This is a genomic window from Carboxydocella sp. ULO1 (genome assembly GCF_002049255.1).
Taxonomy (GTDB): domain Bacteria; phylum Bacillota.
Window position 1 is genome coordinate 81,394 of sequence record NZ_BDLQ01000132.1, and the last position, 16,344, is coordinate 97,737.

Annotated in this window: 17 protein-coding genes and 2 riboswitches; of the genes, 8 read left to right on the forward strand and 9 right to left on the reverse strand. The window is 51.6% G+C overall.

Translation table 11 applies throughout. The annotated features are described in order from the left end of the window. Window positions 1–50: 50 nt before the first annotated feature. Window positions 51–1,748 (forward strand): NFACT family protein, encoded by a 1,698-nt coding sequence (locus tag ULO1_RS13855; protein WP_159446913.1) that lies wholly within the window; start codon window positions 51–53, stop codon window positions 1,746–1,748. Beyond that, window positions 1,738–2,481 carry a prolipoprotein diacylglyceryl transferase gene (gene lgt / locus ULO1_RS13860; protein ID WP_079933769.1) on the forward strand — a complete coding sequence of 248 codons (744 nt, stop codon included), beginning with the start codon at window positions 1,738–1,740 and terminating at the stop codon, window positions 2,479–2,481. The genes ULO1_RS13855 and lgt overlap by 11 nt, the downstream gene beginning before the upstream one ends. 12 nt (window positions 2,482–2,493) lie before the next feature. Here lgt and ULO1_RS13865 read toward each other — a convergent pair whose 3' ends face one another. From ULO1_RS13865 to ULO1_RS13875, 3 genes are read right to left on the reverse strand one after another with little or no spacing between them, the layout of a single operon-like run. After that, a complete protein-coding gene (locus ULO1_RS13865) occupies window positions 2,494–3,150 on the reverse strand; it encodes a methyltransferase (RefSeq protein WP_079906609.1) in 657 nt (218 codons plus the stop codon). Continuing rightward, window positions 3,089–3,502: a gamma-glutamylcyclotransferase gene (locus ULO1_RS13870; protein WP_078664846.1), complete on the reverse strand. Its 414-nt coding sequence runs from the start codon at window positions 3,500–3,502 to the stop codon at window positions 3,089–3,091. Before ULO1_RS13870 ends, ULO1_RS13865 begins: the two co-directional genes overlap by 62 nt. After that, a complete protein-coding gene (locus ULO1_RS13875; protein WP_079933770.1) occupies window positions 3,499–5,061 on the reverse strand; it encodes an alkaline phosphatase family protein in 1,563 nt (520 codons plus the stop codon). Before ULO1_RS13875 ends, ULO1_RS13870 begins: the two co-directional genes overlap by 4 nt. Window positions 5,062–5,123: 62 nt before the next feature. Between ULO1_RS13875 and ULO1_RS13880 the strand changes: the two genes are divergently transcribed. Further along, a complete protein-coding gene (locus ULO1_RS13880; protein WP_079933771.1) occupies window positions 5,124–6,173 on the forward strand; it encodes a hypothetical protein in 1,050 nt (349 codons plus the stop codon). 186 nt (window positions 6,174–6,359) lie between these two features. Here the strand turns inward: ULO1_RS13880 and ULO1_RS13885 are convergent, their stop codons facing one another. Next, window positions 6,360–7,358 (reverse strand): uroporphyrinogen decarboxylase family protein, encoded by a 999-nt coding sequence (locus tag ULO1_RS13885; protein ID WP_078664849.1) that lies wholly within the window; start codon window positions 7,356–7,358, stop codon window positions 6,360–6,362. A gap of 13 nt (window positions 7,359–7,371) precedes the next feature. After that, window positions 7,372–8,073, reverse strand: a complete 702-nt coding sequence (locus ULO1_RS13890; protein WP_078664850.1) for a cytochrome c biogenesis CcdA family protein — start codon at window positions 8,071–8,073, stop codon at window positions 7,372–7,374. 116 nt (window positions 8,074–8,189) lie between these two features. Between ULO1_RS13890 and ULO1_RS13895 the strand changes: the two genes are divergently transcribed. From ULO1_RS13895 to ULO1_RS13915, 5 genes are all read left to right on the forward strand, one after another. Next, on the forward strand, window positions 8,190–8,993 hold the full coding sequence (locus ULO1_RS13895; RefSeq protein ID WP_079906606.1) for a hypothetical protein: 804 nt from the start codon (window positions 8,190–8,192) through the stop codon (window positions 8,991–8,993). Between the two features lie 49 nt (window positions 8,994–9,042). After that, window positions 9,043–9,174, forward strand: a riboswitch (cyclic di-AMP (ydaO/yuaA leader). A 108-nt stretch (window positions 9,175–9,282) separates the two neighbouring features. Beyond that, a complete protein-coding gene (gene eam, locus ULO1_RS13900; RefSeq protein ID WP_079906605.1) occupies window positions 9,283–10,512 on the forward strand; it encodes a glutamate 2,3-aminomutase in 1,230 nt (409 codons plus the stop codon). Window positions 10,513–10,582: 70 nt separating this feature from the next. Continuing rightward, window positions 10,583–10,689: riboswitch (SAM riboswitch) on the forward strand. 63 nt (window positions 10,690–10,752) lie between these two features. Further along, window positions 10,753–11,781 carry a methionine ABC transporter ATP-binding protein gene (locus ULO1_RS13905; RefSeq protein ID WP_079906604.1) on the forward strand — a complete coding sequence of 343 codons (1,029 nt, stop codon included), beginning with the start codon at window positions 10,753–10,755 and terminating at the stop codon, window positions 11,779–11,781. Next, window positions 11,771–12,430, forward strand: coding sequence for a methionine ABC transporter permease (locus ULO1_RS13910; protein ID WP_079906603.1), 660 nt, complete (start codon window positions 11,771–11,773; stop codon window positions 12,428–12,430). The genes ULO1_RS13905 and ULO1_RS13910 overlap by 11 nt, the downstream gene beginning before the upstream one ends. Window positions 12,431–12,443: 13 nt before the next feature. Continuing rightward, entirely contained in the window at window positions 12,444–13,286 is an 843-nt protein-coding gene (locus ULO1_RS13915) for a MetQ/NlpA family ABC transporter substrate-binding protein (protein ID WP_078664855.1), read from the forward strand. Window positions 13,287–13,319: 33 nt separating this feature from the next. Here the strand turns inward: ULO1_RS13915 and pyrE are convergent, their stop codons facing one another. From pyrE to ULO1_RS13935, 4 genes are read right to left on the reverse strand one after another with little or no spacing between them, the layout of a single operon-like run. After that, entirely contained in the window at window positions 13,320–13,901 is a 582-nt protein-coding gene (pyrE, locus tag ULO1_RS13920) for an orotate phosphoribosyltransferase (protein WP_079933772.1), read from the reverse strand. Between the two features lies 1 nt (window position 13,902). After that, window positions 13,903–14,631: an orotidine-5'-phosphate decarboxylase gene (gene pyrF, locus ULO1_RS13925; protein ID WP_079933773.1), complete on the reverse strand. Its 729-nt coding sequence runs from the start codon at window positions 14,629–14,631 to the stop codon at window positions 13,903–13,905. Then, complete coding sequence (locus tag ULO1_RS13930; RefSeq protein ID WP_079933774.1) at window positions 14,631–15,560, reverse strand: dihydroorotate dehydrogenase; 930 nt, start codon at window positions 15,558–15,560, stop codon at window positions 14,631–14,633. Before ULO1_RS13930 ends, pyrF begins: the two co-directional genes overlap by 1 nt. Next, on the reverse strand, window positions 15,553–16,332 hold the full coding sequence (locus ULO1_RS13935; protein WP_078664859.1) for a dihydroorotate dehydrogenase electron transfer subunit: 780 nt from the start codon (window positions 16,330–16,332) through the stop codon (window positions 15,553–15,555). The genes ULO1_RS13930 and ULO1_RS13935 overlap by 8 nt, the downstream gene beginning before the upstream one ends. Between the last annotated feature and the right edge of the window lie 12 nt (window positions 16,333–16,344).

The window sequence follows — 16,344 nt, forward strand, 5'->3', positions numbered from 1 at the left end:
TTTTTGTATACAATATATATGGAATATACAAGGAGGTTTGTCTACATACCATGGACGGTTTCGCAATTGCTGCCATAGTATCGGAGTTGAATCAGGTACTGGCTGGCAGCCGCATTCAAAAAATCCAGCAGCCTACCCCCTGGGAAATCCACCTTTTGGTACGCAATCAAGGTCAAAATTACCGCCTTCTGCTTTCCGCCCATCCCAAATGGGCGCGTCTACATGTAAGCCGCTGGCAAAAAATCAATCCTCTCTCCCCTCCCATGTTCTGCATGGTTATGCGCAAACATCTGGAAGGAGGCAAAATTCTGCAATTTAATCAGGAAGGCTTTGAACGGGTGGTAGAGATATTAATCGAAAATACCGATGAACTGGGTCAGCTGGCCCAGCGCCGTTTGCTGGTAGAAATCATGGGCAAGCATAGCAACATCATCCTGGTAGACCCTGTCAGCAACCTGATCTATGATGGCATCAAACGCTATACCCACGCCGTCAGCCGTCACCGGGAAGTACTTCCCGGCCGTCCTTACCTTCCCCCGCCACCCCAGGAAAAAGCAATTCCTGGCCATATCCTGGAAGAGGAATGGGGGCCCTTGCTTCTGGCTGCCGGGGAAAATCTGACTTTAAGCCAGGCGCTCCAGAAAACAGTCGCCGGTTTTAGCCCCAAACGGGCTGCCGATCTAGTAAAGAAAGCAGGTCTTGACCCTGATTTCCCTCTGGACCAGGTGGGCAACTATGAACTGACCAAAACCTGGTTAGCCCTGCAGGATTTGCTGGCTGAACTGGGCAAAGGCCCTCATCCCCTTTACTACAATTACCTGGCTGATGCGGAATATCAGCGATTAGAGGCGGAAGAAATTCTGCACTCTCAGCGTCAGAACTTGCTGCGCCTGGTCAAAGAGGAGATCAATCGCCTGCAAAAGCGGCGGGAATTTCAGGAAAAGGCCCTGGCCGAGGCGGCCTCAGGAGAAAAATACAAGCTCTTTGGAGACCTGCTGGCTGCCCATCTTTATCAGTGGCAGCCCGGCCTTACTGAACTGACGGTACCCAATTACTATGACCCGGAATTAAAACCGCTGACTATTCCTTTGCAGCCGGAACTGACAGCTTCTGAACAGGTAGAACACTTTTACAAAAAGTATGGCAAACTGCGTTCAGCTGAGCGCATGGCGACAGAGCAACTGGAAACTATAATCAGGGATTTGCAGTACTGGGAAAGTGTTGCCACTAATCTGGAAAATGCCGAGGATGCCAGAGTGCTGGCAGAAATCCGGGAGGAAATAGCGGCAGCCGGGCTTTTGAAACAAACCGGGAGACAGCGTAAGCCAGAAAAGGCGGAAGAAATCAGCCAGCCCACCCGTTTCAAAACCCGGGATGGCTACCTTTTCCTTGTCGGCCGTAATAACCGGCAAAATGATTACCTGACCTTGCGTCTGGCCCGGAGTGAAGATTACTGGTTTCATACCAGAGATATCCCTGGCTCCCATGTAATTTTAAAATGGAACAGTCCAGACCCCCCTCCGGCTGAATTGTTGCAAACCGGTGCCCTGCTGGCCGCCTGGTTCAGCAAGGCCCGCCATTCTTCCCAGGTCCCGGTTGATTATACCCAGCGCAAAAATGTTAAAAAACCCCGTGGTGCCAAACCGGGATTTGTTATCTATGAACAGCAAAAAACCCTGTACGTCAATCCGGGCCCGGAAATACTCACCCGCTTGACGACAGCAAAGGAGGATGAAAATGAAGATTGATCCTATCGCTTTACAAATTGGCCCCCTCACCATCCGCTGGTATGGGGTGATCATGGCTATCGCTGTTATTATCGGGGTAACGCTGGCTTCCCGGGAAGCCCGGCGTCAGGGGATTGATCCAGAACGCATCCTGGATCTGGCCTTGATCGCCGCCCCCCTCAGCTGGTTAGGCGCTCGTCTCTATTATGTCATTTTCAACTGGGATTATTATAGTGCCAATCCCTCTGAAATCCCCAAAATCTGGCATGGTGGTCTGGCTATTCACGGCGGCATCTTAACTGCCATCCTGGTGGGACTCTGGTTTAGCCGCCATTACCGCCTGGATTTCTGGCAGCTGGCTGATATCTGCGCCCCCAGTTTGATTATGGGCCAGGCCATCGGACGGTGGGGCAATTTCTTCAACCAGGAAGCCTATGGCTATGAAACCGATTTACCCTGGGCCATGTATATCGATGGCGCCTATCGCCATCCCACTTTTCTTTATGAATCCCTCTGGGATTTAGGGGTTTTCTTTTTCCTGCTCTGGATTCGGCGCAAACCAGTCATTCGGAAGGGAGAAGTTTTTCTCCTCTATTTGATGGCCTATTCTGTGGGCCGTTTCATCGTGGAAAGTTTCCGCACCGACAGTTTGATGCTCGGACCTCTCCGCGCCGCCCAGGTGATGAGTGTGGTACTCTTTACCATTGCAGGTTTGATAATTCTCTGGCGCAGAAAAAAAAGCGCAGCCCGCTAAGGGGTGCGCCTTTTATTTTTGCAGCTGAAAAATTTTGATTTTATAAGTATAGCCCCCCTGCTCCACTGGCCAGATTTGCTGCTCGACCTGCCAGCCCTGCTGCTCCAAAAGCTGCAGAAATCGCAGGGCATCCACCCGGCCATATTCAGCAATAACCAGTTTCCCCCCTGGTAGCAAATTGTTATTAAAGATTTGCTCCAGATACGGATGATTTAGCGGCTGATAGATAAAATCGGAACCGGTAATTATATGGAACTTTTCCTGGATGTTAAATTGACGCCAGTCTGCCACTTGCTGAACCATATTAGCTGCCGCCCCGTTCTTGAGGGCATTCTGACGGGCCAGCTCCACGGCGGCAGGAATATAGTCAGTTTGGATAACCCATGCCCCTTTGAGAGCCGCCACAATTCCAGGCAACCCCAGGCCTGCCCCCAGCTCCAGTACCTTTTTACCGGTCAAATCCTCCCCCTGCCAGTACCAGCGGGCCAGGGCCAGGGCCGAAGGCCACAACTCTACCCAAACGGGAGATTCTCCATCCGGCAGGGTATGGGGTAAAATTTCTTCACTATTGGCCACTACAGTAAAATTAAGGACTTTGCCGCCCAGATCAATTTCCAGTTCCCGGGTTTTGATCACCGGCCCAATCTGAGTGCCAGGGTTGCTGTTCATATGGCACCTCCCATTCCTGTCGAACCGGTCCGGTCCAGACGTAGATATATACCTCCTGCTGATCCACTGTTCTGGTTTTTTGTCGGATATATAAGCCACTATGGGTATCTGGATCGTAATCTTCCAGTTCATCCAGTTCCCGCAGCAGCTCTTCATCAACCCAGTAGATCTCCCCTTTGATTTTGCCTGCTTCATCCGGTACTGCTCCCGGATAGGCTGGTGTTACCTGATAAAGGGCATAGCCCCATACCTCAGCCGCCACCGGACCAGCCAGTGCCCTGTGCAATAGCCTGTGATTGGACTGGCCTTTCAGCAATGTACCATAAACGAATACTTTAATTCCCTGGTTCAATTGTGACCCTCCTCATTCACTAAATAATCAGGATAAGGTATGCCAAAATATTTCAGTAGCCAGGGTACCAGATCAACCAGCCGGGGATGTTCCTTCTGCCATTCAGCGCCACAGACAATCAACGGTACCAGGGAATCGACGGCATGTAGAGAACCATGGCTGCCAAAGCCCAGATGCAAAGGTGACCCCAGGCCACCAAATTCATAACCCGGCGCAGCAGTAATGACCACATCCCCGGCATTGCGGGATCGCAGCAGGGCCGAAATACGGCGAAAAGCATCGGGATACTGGCCGAACTTCAGATACTGCCCTTCCACCCTGGCATCGATAGCGGACAGGTCTCCTTCCCAGTGCCAGCTATTACCGTAAAGATCTCGGCCAGTGCCTCCTTTAACAAACCAGAGAGCCCGATTACCATTTTTGATCCAGAATTTGGTCATCCCCTGCCATTCCTCTTTCCAGAGAATCAGATCAATGCGGCTATCCCCTTCCAGGAGCTCCAGCAGTTTTTGCATGACCCGGGCCCGTTTCAGGGGCTTACGACGCAGGATATAGATATGGGCCGCCCGTTCATTGGGAGCAATGGCAATATCCTTCCCAGGCAATGCCAGTTTGCGACCCAGGGGAACCTGTTTCAGAGGAGCCAGCAAAGCGGGCAAGTCAATAATAGCTACCGGACTGTTTAATATCCTGCTTTGGCTGTGGTCTCCCGTTACGATAAATACCGTTTCAGCCAGAGCCTGTTCCCAGCTGGGATAGGCATCCAGAATTTTACAAATCTGCCGATCGGCCCGCATCAGGCTCTCATAGGCAGTCAGGGGGTCATGGCGATGACAGTATCCATCATTATCGGGCAAATAGACCAGCATCAAGGGCGGCTGATGCCCATGGCTGATCAGATAGCTGGTCACTGTCCCGGAAAATTCATCATTAACACCGAATTTATTCAGCGGCCCGGCCGGAGCCCAGAATTCATCATCTTTAAACAACCTGGCCGGACGGCAGATTTCGCCCAGTACCAGCAGACTGGGGCCCATTAACCTGCCAGCCAGGCGAAATCTGGTCAGGAGGTTAATCAGCCAGGGAATTCTGGTTTCAAAAACCTGGCGGCCGCGAAAAATGTAGAAATTTATGGCCGCAGTCGTTAATCCCTGATCTTCCAGCAGCTCATACACAGTTTTTATTCTTCGGCTTAACTGCCGCCCATTGAGGTTAAAGATAAGGTCCTGCATCACTGTAGGCAGGCCCAATTTCCAGATAGCCGTAAAACTGGCGCCATAGTTAATCATCCGCTTCTCCCAGCGGCTGAACCAGACAAATCCGGGAACCTGGTGTAAATCCGGGTAGGTACCAGTAACAATGGAACTGGTACAGGTAGGGGTCATGGTGGGGAAAACACTGACACAATCGTAAAAAATCCGTCCCCGCCTGACCAGAAACTCCAGTCCTGGAACCATTCCCTGCTCCAGGCAATCCCTGACCACAGCCGGATTGAGGGAGTCAATAATAATCAATATCACCTTTTTCTGTTTACTGACAGAAACAGGTATGGATTGCATCTTCTTCTCCCCTATCCCTCCTGCATATATTTTAATTGTACACTGAAGCAGGAGGTAAGTGCATGGTTAAAAAAGAAAATTTTTCTGCCTGGCAAATTGCCGCCACCTATATTGGTACCATGGTAGGTGCAGGATTTGCCTCCGGTCAGGAAACCCTGCAGTTTTTTTCTTCCTACGGCACCCAGGGCCTCTGGGGCATTTTACTGGCCACTTTCGGCTTTGGCTTTTTTGGTATGCTGGTCATGCGCTTTGCCTGGCAAATTAATGCCAGCAGCCACGCTGCTCTCTTTCGTCTGCTGTTTGGCCCCCTGCTGGGTAGTTTTCTCGACTGGCTGCTCAATGCCTTTCTTTTTTCCACCCTGCTAATCATGCTTGCAGCTTCCGGAGCTGTCTTTGAAGAACATCTGGGCCTGTCCCGTTGGTGGGGCATTCTTCTGGCTGCCTTGCTCGCCTTGCTGGTTCTCTTTTTTGGTGTTCGCGGCATCCTGGCCGCCAATGCCTGGCTGGTGCCCCTCTTGATCCTTATGGTTCTGGGGATCAGCCTTTATTCCCTCTTTTATCACGGCCTGAGCTGGGAAGTAATGGCCCAACCTCCCGCCAGCCCAGGAGTAGCGCCCCACTGGCTGCTGGCTTCCCTTTTATACCTCTCCTATAATCTGATATTATCTGCCACTATTTTAGCCCCTTTGGGTGGCCAAAGTCAAAAAAGCAGCCCCCTTTATCTGGGAGCCTGGCTGGGTGCGCTCGGGATAGGCTTGCTTACTGTTTTGATTGCCCTGGTGGTGCTGGTTCATTTTCCCCAGATCCTGGACTTCGAAATCCCTATCCTGTATATTGTCAAGCCACACCCATTTTTTATCCGCCTGATTGTTATCCTGGTGCTGTGGACCGAAATCTTCACTACCATGATTGCCAATCTCTTTGGTCTGGCTGTCCGTTTACAGGATAAATGGGGTGAACCTCCCCTCTTCTGGTCTTTCATCCTGCTGGCCGCAGCCATTCTCTTTTCCCACTATCCTTTCAGCTTACTGGTAGAAACCCTCTATCCCCTGCTAGGGTATGCAGGACTTGCTTTTCTGCTGGCCCTATCCTATCATTTTCTGAAAAATTAAATTTTTTGCCAACCTCTTGCCAAAAGAGCAAATAAGTGTTATCATTACTGTGTCGAGGTTAAGTGAACACCTTCACTATCACTTGCCTCCGCAACGCTATTTCTCCCTTCTTACCTCCCATAACTCATATATTTTCTTGTAATGTTTTTAAAGGCAGGGTGATCGGAAATTGGCCCTGCCCCTTTTTTATCTCTTGCTTAATAAATCCAGATACTCCTTCCTGGTTCTACGGGTTAACCCGCTGCTGGTGGCGAGAATATGCCCACCCGGCAATGTGCGACCAGCAGCACAGACCTTCGCCAGCCTTTGTTCAAATTCCTTCGGGCTGATATTCCCTTCCAGCCAGCCTGGATCCAGATTACCCATCACCAGCAGGTTCCCTAGCAACTTGACCAGTTCCGCATCGCCCAGATCCTGGCCACAGGCCCACTCCAGTCCCTGTATGCCCCGTAAGCGGGTACGGGTCAGGGCTGGCAAGATGGAACGCAAGTCCCCATCACAATGCAATAATACCGGTATACCATCCTTTTCTAACTCCCGGGCCAGGAAATCATAAACAGGAAACAGAGCTACCGCCAGAATATGGCCTGGTACTACCGGGCCCAGTTGATTGGCAAAATCATCGGCGATTATTATCCCCTGGGCCCCGGCCTGAATGGCCAGCCGGGCCAGTTCCAGCTGGTATTCCCCCAGGGCCTGCCAGAACTGCCCCATCTTCTCCGTATTGTTTTCACAGGCATTGAGGAAAGCGGTATACTCCACCAGCGTACTGGCCAGCTGATATGGGCCATCCAGCAGGGCGAAGACAAACAGGTCACTCTCCTGCCGCCAGCGCCTGAAATAACCGTAATCGTATGCAGTCGCTTCCGGCCAGTTAATGGTAGTTTCCCAGCGCAAAAAATCCACCGCCGGTTCCACATAAAGGGGGCAATCTTCCCACCAGAAGAAAAAACGTCCCCATTCATCCAGCCAGATTCTTCTGCCTTCGATTTCCAGCCCGGTATCCTGAGGCGCTGGCCGCTCCGGCCCTTCCACGACCAGGAAAGCGCCGTACTGTTGCCAGAACTGACTTTTCTCTTCCCAGGTGGAACCGGTTAGGTCAGCAGGAGCCAGCAGTTCTCCCCAGGGAGTTACTTCTGGTTTGAGTCCTTGTAACACCTGGAAAACTATTTCCCTCTTTTCCATCCTCTCACCCCGTCTAGATGGCCAACCAGGAAAAATATCCGGCAATCAGCCCCAGTTTATTGGTAAAAATCAGGATCCCCAGGATGATCATAATCACCCCGGCCACCAGGGAAACCACGGGCAAAAACCTGGCCATCCTGTTTAATGCCGACTGAAATTTGTCAACAGCCAGGGCAGTAACCAGAAAAGGTAAACCCAGTCCCAGAGAATAAAGGGAAAGTAAATAAATGCCTTTATTGACAGTAGCCTCCGTACTGGCATAAAGCAAGATAGACGAAAGGATAGGCCCCACACAGGGAGTCCAGCCGGCCGCAAAGGCCAGGCCCAGCAAAAAAGCCCCTAATCCACCAGCCCGGGGAGTGGCCTGCCAGCGCACTTCCCGGTAGAACATCTCCAGTGGCAGCAGCCCTGTCATAAACAGGCCAAAAATGATAATCAATGCCCCGCTTATTCGGCGTAATATGTCTTTATATTGCAACAGTAGTTTGCCCACTGCACTGGCAGATGCTCCCAGCAAAATGAAAAGCAATGAAAAACCTAGAATAAACAAAAGCGCCCTGGTTAAAAGTCTGAGCCGTTTCCCCTCGGCAAGAGTGGCATTTTGGGTACTGCCAGCCAGATAAGCTACATAGGCGGGAATCAAAGGTAATACACAGGGTGAAGCAAAGGAAACTACACCAGCGGCAAAAGCCAGCCAACCCGATACATTGGTCAAGATTAACACCCCTTCGCTCAAGTTTTCTATCTAATTATACCAGAAAAATTGCAAAAAGGCATTGACTTTTTGACCATTCCTGATGTATATAGAATGATTGGAAAGGAGGAGTGAAGATGGAACGAAACCAGAAGTACCAGCAGCAAAAATCCATTATCCTTAAGCACCTGCAGGCCAGCGAGGCTGAGTGGCAGGATTGGCGCTGGCATCTGGCTAACCGCATCTCCAGTCCTCTTGACCTGGCTCATTTTCTCCCTTTAACTGAAAAGGAAATTTCTCTGCTTAGAAATGCTTCAGCCCATAGACGCTGGGCCATCACCCCTCATTACCTGGCAGCCATTGACTGGGAACAGCCTGATGACCCACTCAAATTGCAAGTTCTGCCCTGGCGGGACAAAACCGTGGCTGGCTGTCCTGTCGGGCTGGATAAAAAGGAGACCAGGTATCTGCTGACAGTAACCAATCAGTGTGCCATCTATTGCAGCTATTGTACCCTGACCTGTCAGCAGGGCTTGATTGAACGGCATCTGGCTCTAGATTTGTTACAATCTACCCTTAATGCTCTGGCTCAGCAGAAGAAAATCCGGGAAATAGTCCTGGTTGGCGGTGATGCCCTCTTGCTTTCTGATCGCCGCCTGGAATGGTTGTTAAGGGAAATCAGGAAAATAAGCCATATCCGCTCTGTCGGCATCGTTACTAGAACCCCGGCAGTCTTACCCCAGCGCATTACTGCTGGACTCTGCCAGGTCCTGAACCAGTCAGGCCCAATCAATATCTTTACCCGGATTAACCATCCGCGCGAGTTGACTCTGGCAACCCAGCAAGCGCTAAAAGATCTAGTAGCTGCAGGTGCTATTATAATCAATCAACCTGTAGCCATGACTATCGCTCAGCGGACAGACTTGTCTGTCGCCAACTAATTACATTGACAATTCACTTTGTTTAAGATATATTAATATTAAAAAATTGAATAGGATAACGCTGAATCTTCCTGATGGAAGAGCGGGGGAACCACTTTTTCGGGGTGAATCGCCTTTTGGCGTAGGGCTAGCTATCGGCCCGAATCCGTCAGCTAACTTCGTAAGCGTTGATAGAGGTTTTCAGCCACCGTCAGTACTGACAGGTGGTTTAGATAGCTTTTGTCTGCGCCAAAAACCCCGTTAATTACGGGGTTTTTTATTTTACATTTTTAGAAGAGGAGGGATAATTATGTTACAGCTGGATACCAGGTTGTCCATTTCCCTGTCCAGAGCCAGTGAGCTAAAGGATACCATCCAGGATTATCTGAAAATAAAAGACCATATTCCAACCGGGTTCACTACTTTTGAACAATTCCTTCAGCAAAAGGAACGTATCCTGACAGCATTTCAAGCTTCAGAACATAACTGGCAGGACTGGAAATGGCAAATCAGTAACCGTATTACTACAGCGGAGCAACTGGCGCAATTTATTCCTTTATCCGAAAAAAAGATAGCTGATTTAAACACCATTGGAAAAAGGTTTCGCTGGGCCATTTCACCATATTACCTGGCTGTAATGGACTGGAACAACCCCGATGATCCGGTGCGTCTGCAAGCCATCCCTCAAATCCAGGAACTGCAGGATGAAAAAGGAGAACTTGATCCCATGGGTGAAGAATACTCTTCCCCTGCTCCCGGCATTACCAGGCGTTATCCTGATCGATTAATTATCAATGTTACCAACCAGTGTGCCATGTACTGCCGGCATTGCCAGCGAAGACGCAATATCGGTACAATCGATCGCCATCTGGCCCTGGATCAGCTGGAACAGGCCCTGGATTACATTCGGAAAAACCCGGAAATCCGGGATGTGCTGATTACCGGCGGTGATGCCCTGTTGCTTTCCGATTCCCGTCTGGACTGGTTATTAACCGAGCTGGATCGGATTCCCCATGTGGAAATCAAGCGCATCGGCACCAGGGCACCGGTAACCCTGCCCCAGCGCATTACTCCAGAGCTGGCCGCTATATTAGAAAAGCATCCGCCTATATATATAAATACCCAGTTCAACCATCCCCGAGAGGTCACCCCTGAAGCTAAACAGGCCATTGACCGCCTGATTAAGGCCGGAGTGGTGCTGGGCAACCAGGCCGTGTTATTAAGGGGTATTAATGATAATCCTCATGTCATGAAAAAGCTGAACCAGGAGTTACTCAAGGTTCGAATCCGTCCCTATTATATCTTCCATCCCAAAAAAGTACTGGGTACAGCTCACTTCAGTGTCCCCATTACCACAGGAATAAAAATTATTGACCAATTGCGAGGCCAAACTTCTGGCCTGGCAGTTCCCCAGTATATCGTAAACGCACCAGGTGGTCTTGGTAAAATCCCTGTTAGTCCTGACTACGCTAAAGTAATAGCCAAAGATCATGCCATTTTACGTACCTGGGAAAATAAATTAATAAAAATTGAGTTTTAACTCTTGACACTTCCTGTAATACCTGATAATTTATTTATCGTTGGCTTACGATAAACGCATAGGGATAAGACTCTTATCCAGAGAGGTGGAGGGACTGGCCCGATGAAACCCGGCAACAGCCGTCTATGAGACGGAAATGTGCCAATTCCTGCAGGCAAACTGCCTGAGAGATAAGAGAGGTAACCTGTATAAAAAGGCACCTCTCGGGTGCCTTTAATTTTTAGCACAGGAGAGGTAGCAATGATCAGAATTACTGAACTAAGTAAAGTTTTTCAAGGCCCCAATGGACCGGTACAAGCCCTGAAAAATATTAACCTGTCTGTATCCAAAGGGGAAATCGCCGGCATCATCGGTTACAGCGGTGCCGGAAAAAGTACACTCATCCGCTGTGTCAACCTGCTGGAAACTCCGACTTCAGGTACCATTGTCGTCGATGGACAGGAGATTACCAGCTTGCGGGGTGAACAGCTGCGCCAGGCCCGGCGCAAAATGGGCATGATTTTTCAGCATTTTAACTTACTTTCTTCTCGTACCGTGCGGGAAAATATCGCCTTCCCCCTGGAAATCGCCGGTGTACCCCGGGCGGAAATCAAAAAGCGCGTCGATGAATTGCTGGAGCTGGTTGGCTTGACCGATCGGGCCGACAACTATCCGGCCCAGCTCAGTGGAGGCCAAAAACAGCGGGTTGGCATCGCCAGGGCTCTGGCCAGCAATCCCAGTGTCCTGTTATGCGATGAGGCAACCTCAGCCTTAGACCCTGCCACCACCCGGTCTATCCTGCAATTATTGCTGGATATCAATCAGCGGCTGGGACTGACCATTTTACTTATCACCCATGAAATGGATGTGATCAAAGAAATCTGTGATACCGTCTATGTCATGGAAGCTGGAGAAATTATCGAATCCGGCCCGGTACTGGATGTGTTTGCCCACCCCACCCGGGAGACCACCAGAGCCTTTATCGAAAGCCTGTATCAGCTGGACCTGCCATCAGACTTCTACCGGCAGATTGTCCACCGGCCCGGTTTTCACCGCCTGGTTCGGCTTGTCTTTACCGGCGTCAATGCCGCTGAACCGATAGTGGCCACCCTGGGGCAAAAATTCGCTGTAACAGTAAATATCATGGCCGGCAATATCGACTATATCAAGGGACAACCCCTGGGCATCCTGACTCTGGACATCAGCGGTGACTCCCTAGAAGTGGAAAAGGCCCTTAGCTACTTACACACAACCGGGCTAAAGGTGGAGGTGCTGGAATATGAGTTCTAATGAATTGCAACTGCTCTGGGTAGGCCTGGGGGAAACCCTGTATATGACCGGCATCGCTCTGGTACTATCCTATATCTTTGGTTTGCCCTTGGGAGTAATCCTGGTAACAACTGAAAAAGGACACATCTGGGAAAGCCCTCTCCTCAACCGGACTCTGGGAGCTATCGTCAATGCCACCCGCTCCATCCCTTTTATTATCCTGCTGGTGGCAGTTATCCCTCTGACCCGGTTACTGGTGGGAACATCTATTGGCACTACTGCTGCCACAGTGCCCCTAGTCATTGGTGCTGTTCCTTTTGTCGGCCGGATGGTCGAAACATCTCTCAAAGAAGTGGACCGCGGCCTGGTGGAAGCAGCTTTAGCCATGGGAGCAACCCCGCTCCAGATAATTTTTAAAGTCCTGTTGCCAGAATCCATCCCTTCACTGATTCTGGGTGCCACCATTACAGCCATTACCCTCATCGGTTATTCAGCCATGGCTGGTTTTGTCGGCGGCGGCGGTCTGGGAGACCTGGCGGTCAAATACGGATATTATCGCTATAAGACCGAGATCATGCTGGCCACCATCGCGGTGCTGGTTATTCTGGTCCAAGTCATTCAAAGTTTTGGCAACTATCTTGCCAAGCTATACAATAAAAAACATAAATAAGGAGGTAACAAAAATGTTCAAACGCAAAGCTCTGACTCTCATCACCGGTCTGGCCCTGCTGGCAGGATTAATCAGCGGCTGTGGCGGCCAGCAGGAAAAGGCAGCTGAACAACCCGCTGCCAAAGAAACAGTAGTACTTAAAGTAGGTGCCACCCCCGTTCCCCACAAGGAAATTCTGGAAGCAGCCAAGCCGCTGCTGGAGAAAAAAGGCATCAAGCTGGAAATTGTGGAGTTTACTGACTACATCTTGCCTAACAAAGCCCTGGCTAATGGTGAATTGGATGCCAATTACTTCCAGCACGTCCCCTATCTGGAGGACTTCAGTAAGGAAAACAAGCTGGATCTGACTTATACCGTCAAAGTTCACTTCGAGCCGATGGGTATCTACCCCGGTAAAGTCAAAGACCTGGCTCAACTGCCGGAAAAGGCCAAAATCGCAGTGCCCAATGACCCCACCAATGAAGCCCGGGCTCTGCTCCTGCTGGAAAAGGCCGGTCTGATCAAAGTCAAGCCCGGAGTAGGCTTAAAGGCCACCAAACAGGACATTATCGAAAACCCCAAACAGCTGGAAATCCAGGAACTGGATGCCGCCCAGATTCCCCGTTCCCTGCCTGATGTGGATCTGGCAGTCATCAATGGTAACTATGCTGTCGAGGCCGGTTTGAACGCCGGTAAGGATGCCCTGGTTTCTGAAGACAAAAACAGTGAGGCTGCCCAAACCTTTGGCAATATTATCGCTGTTCGTAAAGGGGACGAGAACAAGGAAGCTATCAAGGCTCTGGGTGAAGTCCTGCTCAGCCCGGAAATCAAGAAATTCATTGAAGAGAAGTATCAGGGAGCAGTTCTGCCCCTGTAAAGGAAAAGAGGTCCCAAATCCGGGACCTCTCTCTCATTTTAAACCCCGCGAACCCGGTTTGACTGCCGGTTCCCCGGCCTGGCAAAGGGGACAGACTTCCGGTTCCCAGGCCACTGCTGCCACAGTTAGTGCCTTGTAGAGGGGTACGCCAAAATCAGCCCTGCCGTTACTGCGGTCCACCAGAACGGCTACCCCTACCACTTCTCCTCCTGCCGCTTTGACCACATCAATAACCTCTTGAACAGAACCGCCGGTGGTGATAACATCTTCTACCACCAGCACCCGTTCTCCCGGCCTGATGCTGAAATTGCGGCGCAACCGCATTTTCCCCTCTTCCCGTTCCGTGAACAGAGCCCGTTTGCCCAGCTGCCGCCCCATCTCATAAGCTACGATCACTCCACCCATAGCCGGTCCTACTACCACATCTATTTCCGGTTCTTCCCCCAGTTGTTCCACCAGACTGGCACAGATCATGCGGGTATATTCAGGGTATTGTAAAACCTGGGCGCATTGCAGGTAGCGGTCACTGTGTTTTCCTGAGGTCAGCAAAAAATGTCCCTGCAGTAAAGCACCACATTTCTCGAAAATGGCAATCACATCAGCCTGACTTAACATCTCATCTACCTCCCTCTGCTAGAGCCTCAGCCATTTCCTCTGCCACCCGGCGCGCTGCCTCGCGAGGATCAGCACTGCCGGTAATCGGCCGTCCTACCACCAGATAATGGGCCCCTGCCCGCAGAGCCTGGGCCGGGGTCATGATGCGCTGCTGGTCCCCTGCTGCCGCCCAAAGAGGACGGATGCCGGGGATAACAGTAACGAACTCAGGGCCACAGGCTTGCTGTATTAAAGGCAGTTCCCGGGAAGAAGCTACCACGCCATCCAGGCCGCATTGCCTGGCCAGGCGGGCCCAGGCCTGGACGCGCTGGCCGATTTCCTCTTTTTGCCCCAGAGTGGCTTCCCATTCGCTCTGGCTAAAACTGGTCAGGACGGTAACCGCCAGCAACAGTGGCCGCTTGCCTGCTACTGCACCGGCCTGAGCCCCGGCCAGAGCTGCTTTCAGCATGATTGGTCCCCCGGCGGCATGGACATTGAACATCTCCACCCCATAGCTGGCCAGAACCCGGCTGGCCTGTTCCACAGTATTGGGAATATCATGCAGTTTCAGGTCGAGAAAGACTCTGAGGTTATTCTGGCGAAACCAGCTGAGCAACTCAGGGCCACAGCTATAATAAAGCTGCATCCCCACTTTGTACATACCTACATAGTCGGCAGTGAGGCTGACCAGGCGCTGGGCTTCCGCCAGTGTATCTACATCCAGGGCCAGAATCAGTTTTTCCACGGCCATTATTCCTCCTTCCTGTGGGCGGCCCCGATGAGTTCACCCAAATCCCTGACCCCTTCCCGGCGGCAGAACTCCTCGATTTCCGCCAGGATCCGCCAGGGAGCCCGGGGGTCCACCAGGGTAGCAGTACCGATGCTGACCGCACTGGCACCGGCCAGGAAAAATTCGATGGCATCCTCCCCGCTCATAATACCTCCGCCACCGAGCAGAGGCATTTCCGGTAAAGCCTGATGAACCTGCCAGACACAGCGCAAAGCCACCGGCTTGATGGCCGGTCCGGCCAGACCCCCAAAAATATTGGCCAGTACCGGCCGTCGGCGCCGGATATCAATGGCCATTCCCTGCAAGGTATTGATCAGGGAAAGGGCATCAGCCCCTGCTTCAGCAGCAGCCCGGGCTAGAGCCACGATGTCCGTTACATTGGGGGTAAGTTTGATTATCACCGGTTTGGTGGTATGGGCTTTAACCGTTCTGGTTACCTCGGCCAGGGCTTCAGCCTGGGTGCCGAACATAATGCCCCCTTGTTTGACATTGGGACAACTGACATTGACTTCAATAGCTGCAATCACCGCTTCTCGCTCCAGGCGGGCAGCCAGCTCCCCGTACTCCTCTACTGTATTGCCGGAAATATTGGCCAGAAAAGAGCATTGAAAAGCTGTGAGCCGAGGCAGGACATCCCGGCACAATCCTTCTATCCCCGGGTTTTCCAGTCCGATAGCGTTGAGAACCCCGGCCGGTGTTTCTGCCAGACGGGGAGTTGGATTGCCTGCTCTGGGAGTAAGGGTAGTGCCTTTCAGGATTACTCCCCCCAGCTGGTTCAAATCTCCGAAAGGAGTGAGTTCCAGCCCGAAGCCGCAGGTACCGGAAGCTGTCAGTACCGGATTGGCCAGCTGCAAAGCCCCCAGGCTGGTAGTGAGGTTGGGCTCAGTCATTCAGCACCACCTCCTCGATGGCAAAGACCGGCCCTTCTTTACAGACCTTTTTGCCACCACAGTCACAGCCCAGGCAGATGCCAATGCCACAGGCCATAGTCTCTTCCAGGGAAACCTGTCCGGCCATACCATATTGCCGGGCTAGTTTAACTACCGCTTTAAGCATGGGCAAAGGACCACAGGCATAGAGATAGTCCGGCCTTTCCCGTTCTAGATAAACTGCCAGCTCCTCGGTAACCAGGCCCTGCCGACCGACGGAACCATCTTCAGTGCTAATATGTACCGGAATGCCCAGAGCAGCGATGGGTTCCACCCCTACCAGATGGGCCTCGCTTCTGGCGCCGGTGAAAAAGCGGCTTTCCAGCTCAAACTGGGCCAGCACCTGGGCAATGGGCAGCAATGGAGCATTGCCAATTCCTCCTCCCACCAGCACTGCCTTGTTAACCTCAGGAGGCAGACGAAAGCCCCGGCCTAGCGGGCCCAGCAGGCTTAAAGTTTCCCCGGGTCTACGCTGCCATAACCAGGTTGTTCCCTTACCCCGTAGCTGGTAGAGCAGCTGGATCTGCCCATCATCGGCGAGGATATTATGCAAGCTCAAGGGCCGGCGCAGCAGGGGATCCAGACTCCCCTGCTCCCGGCAAGCTACCATGACAAATTGTCCCGGTTTGGCATACATGGCGATTTCCGGTACTTCTATGGTTAAAAGACTGTAATAATCATTGAGATGGCGGTGTTCCAGGATTTTCCCGTTATATACTCCGGTCCCGGCCACTGGACTGACCTC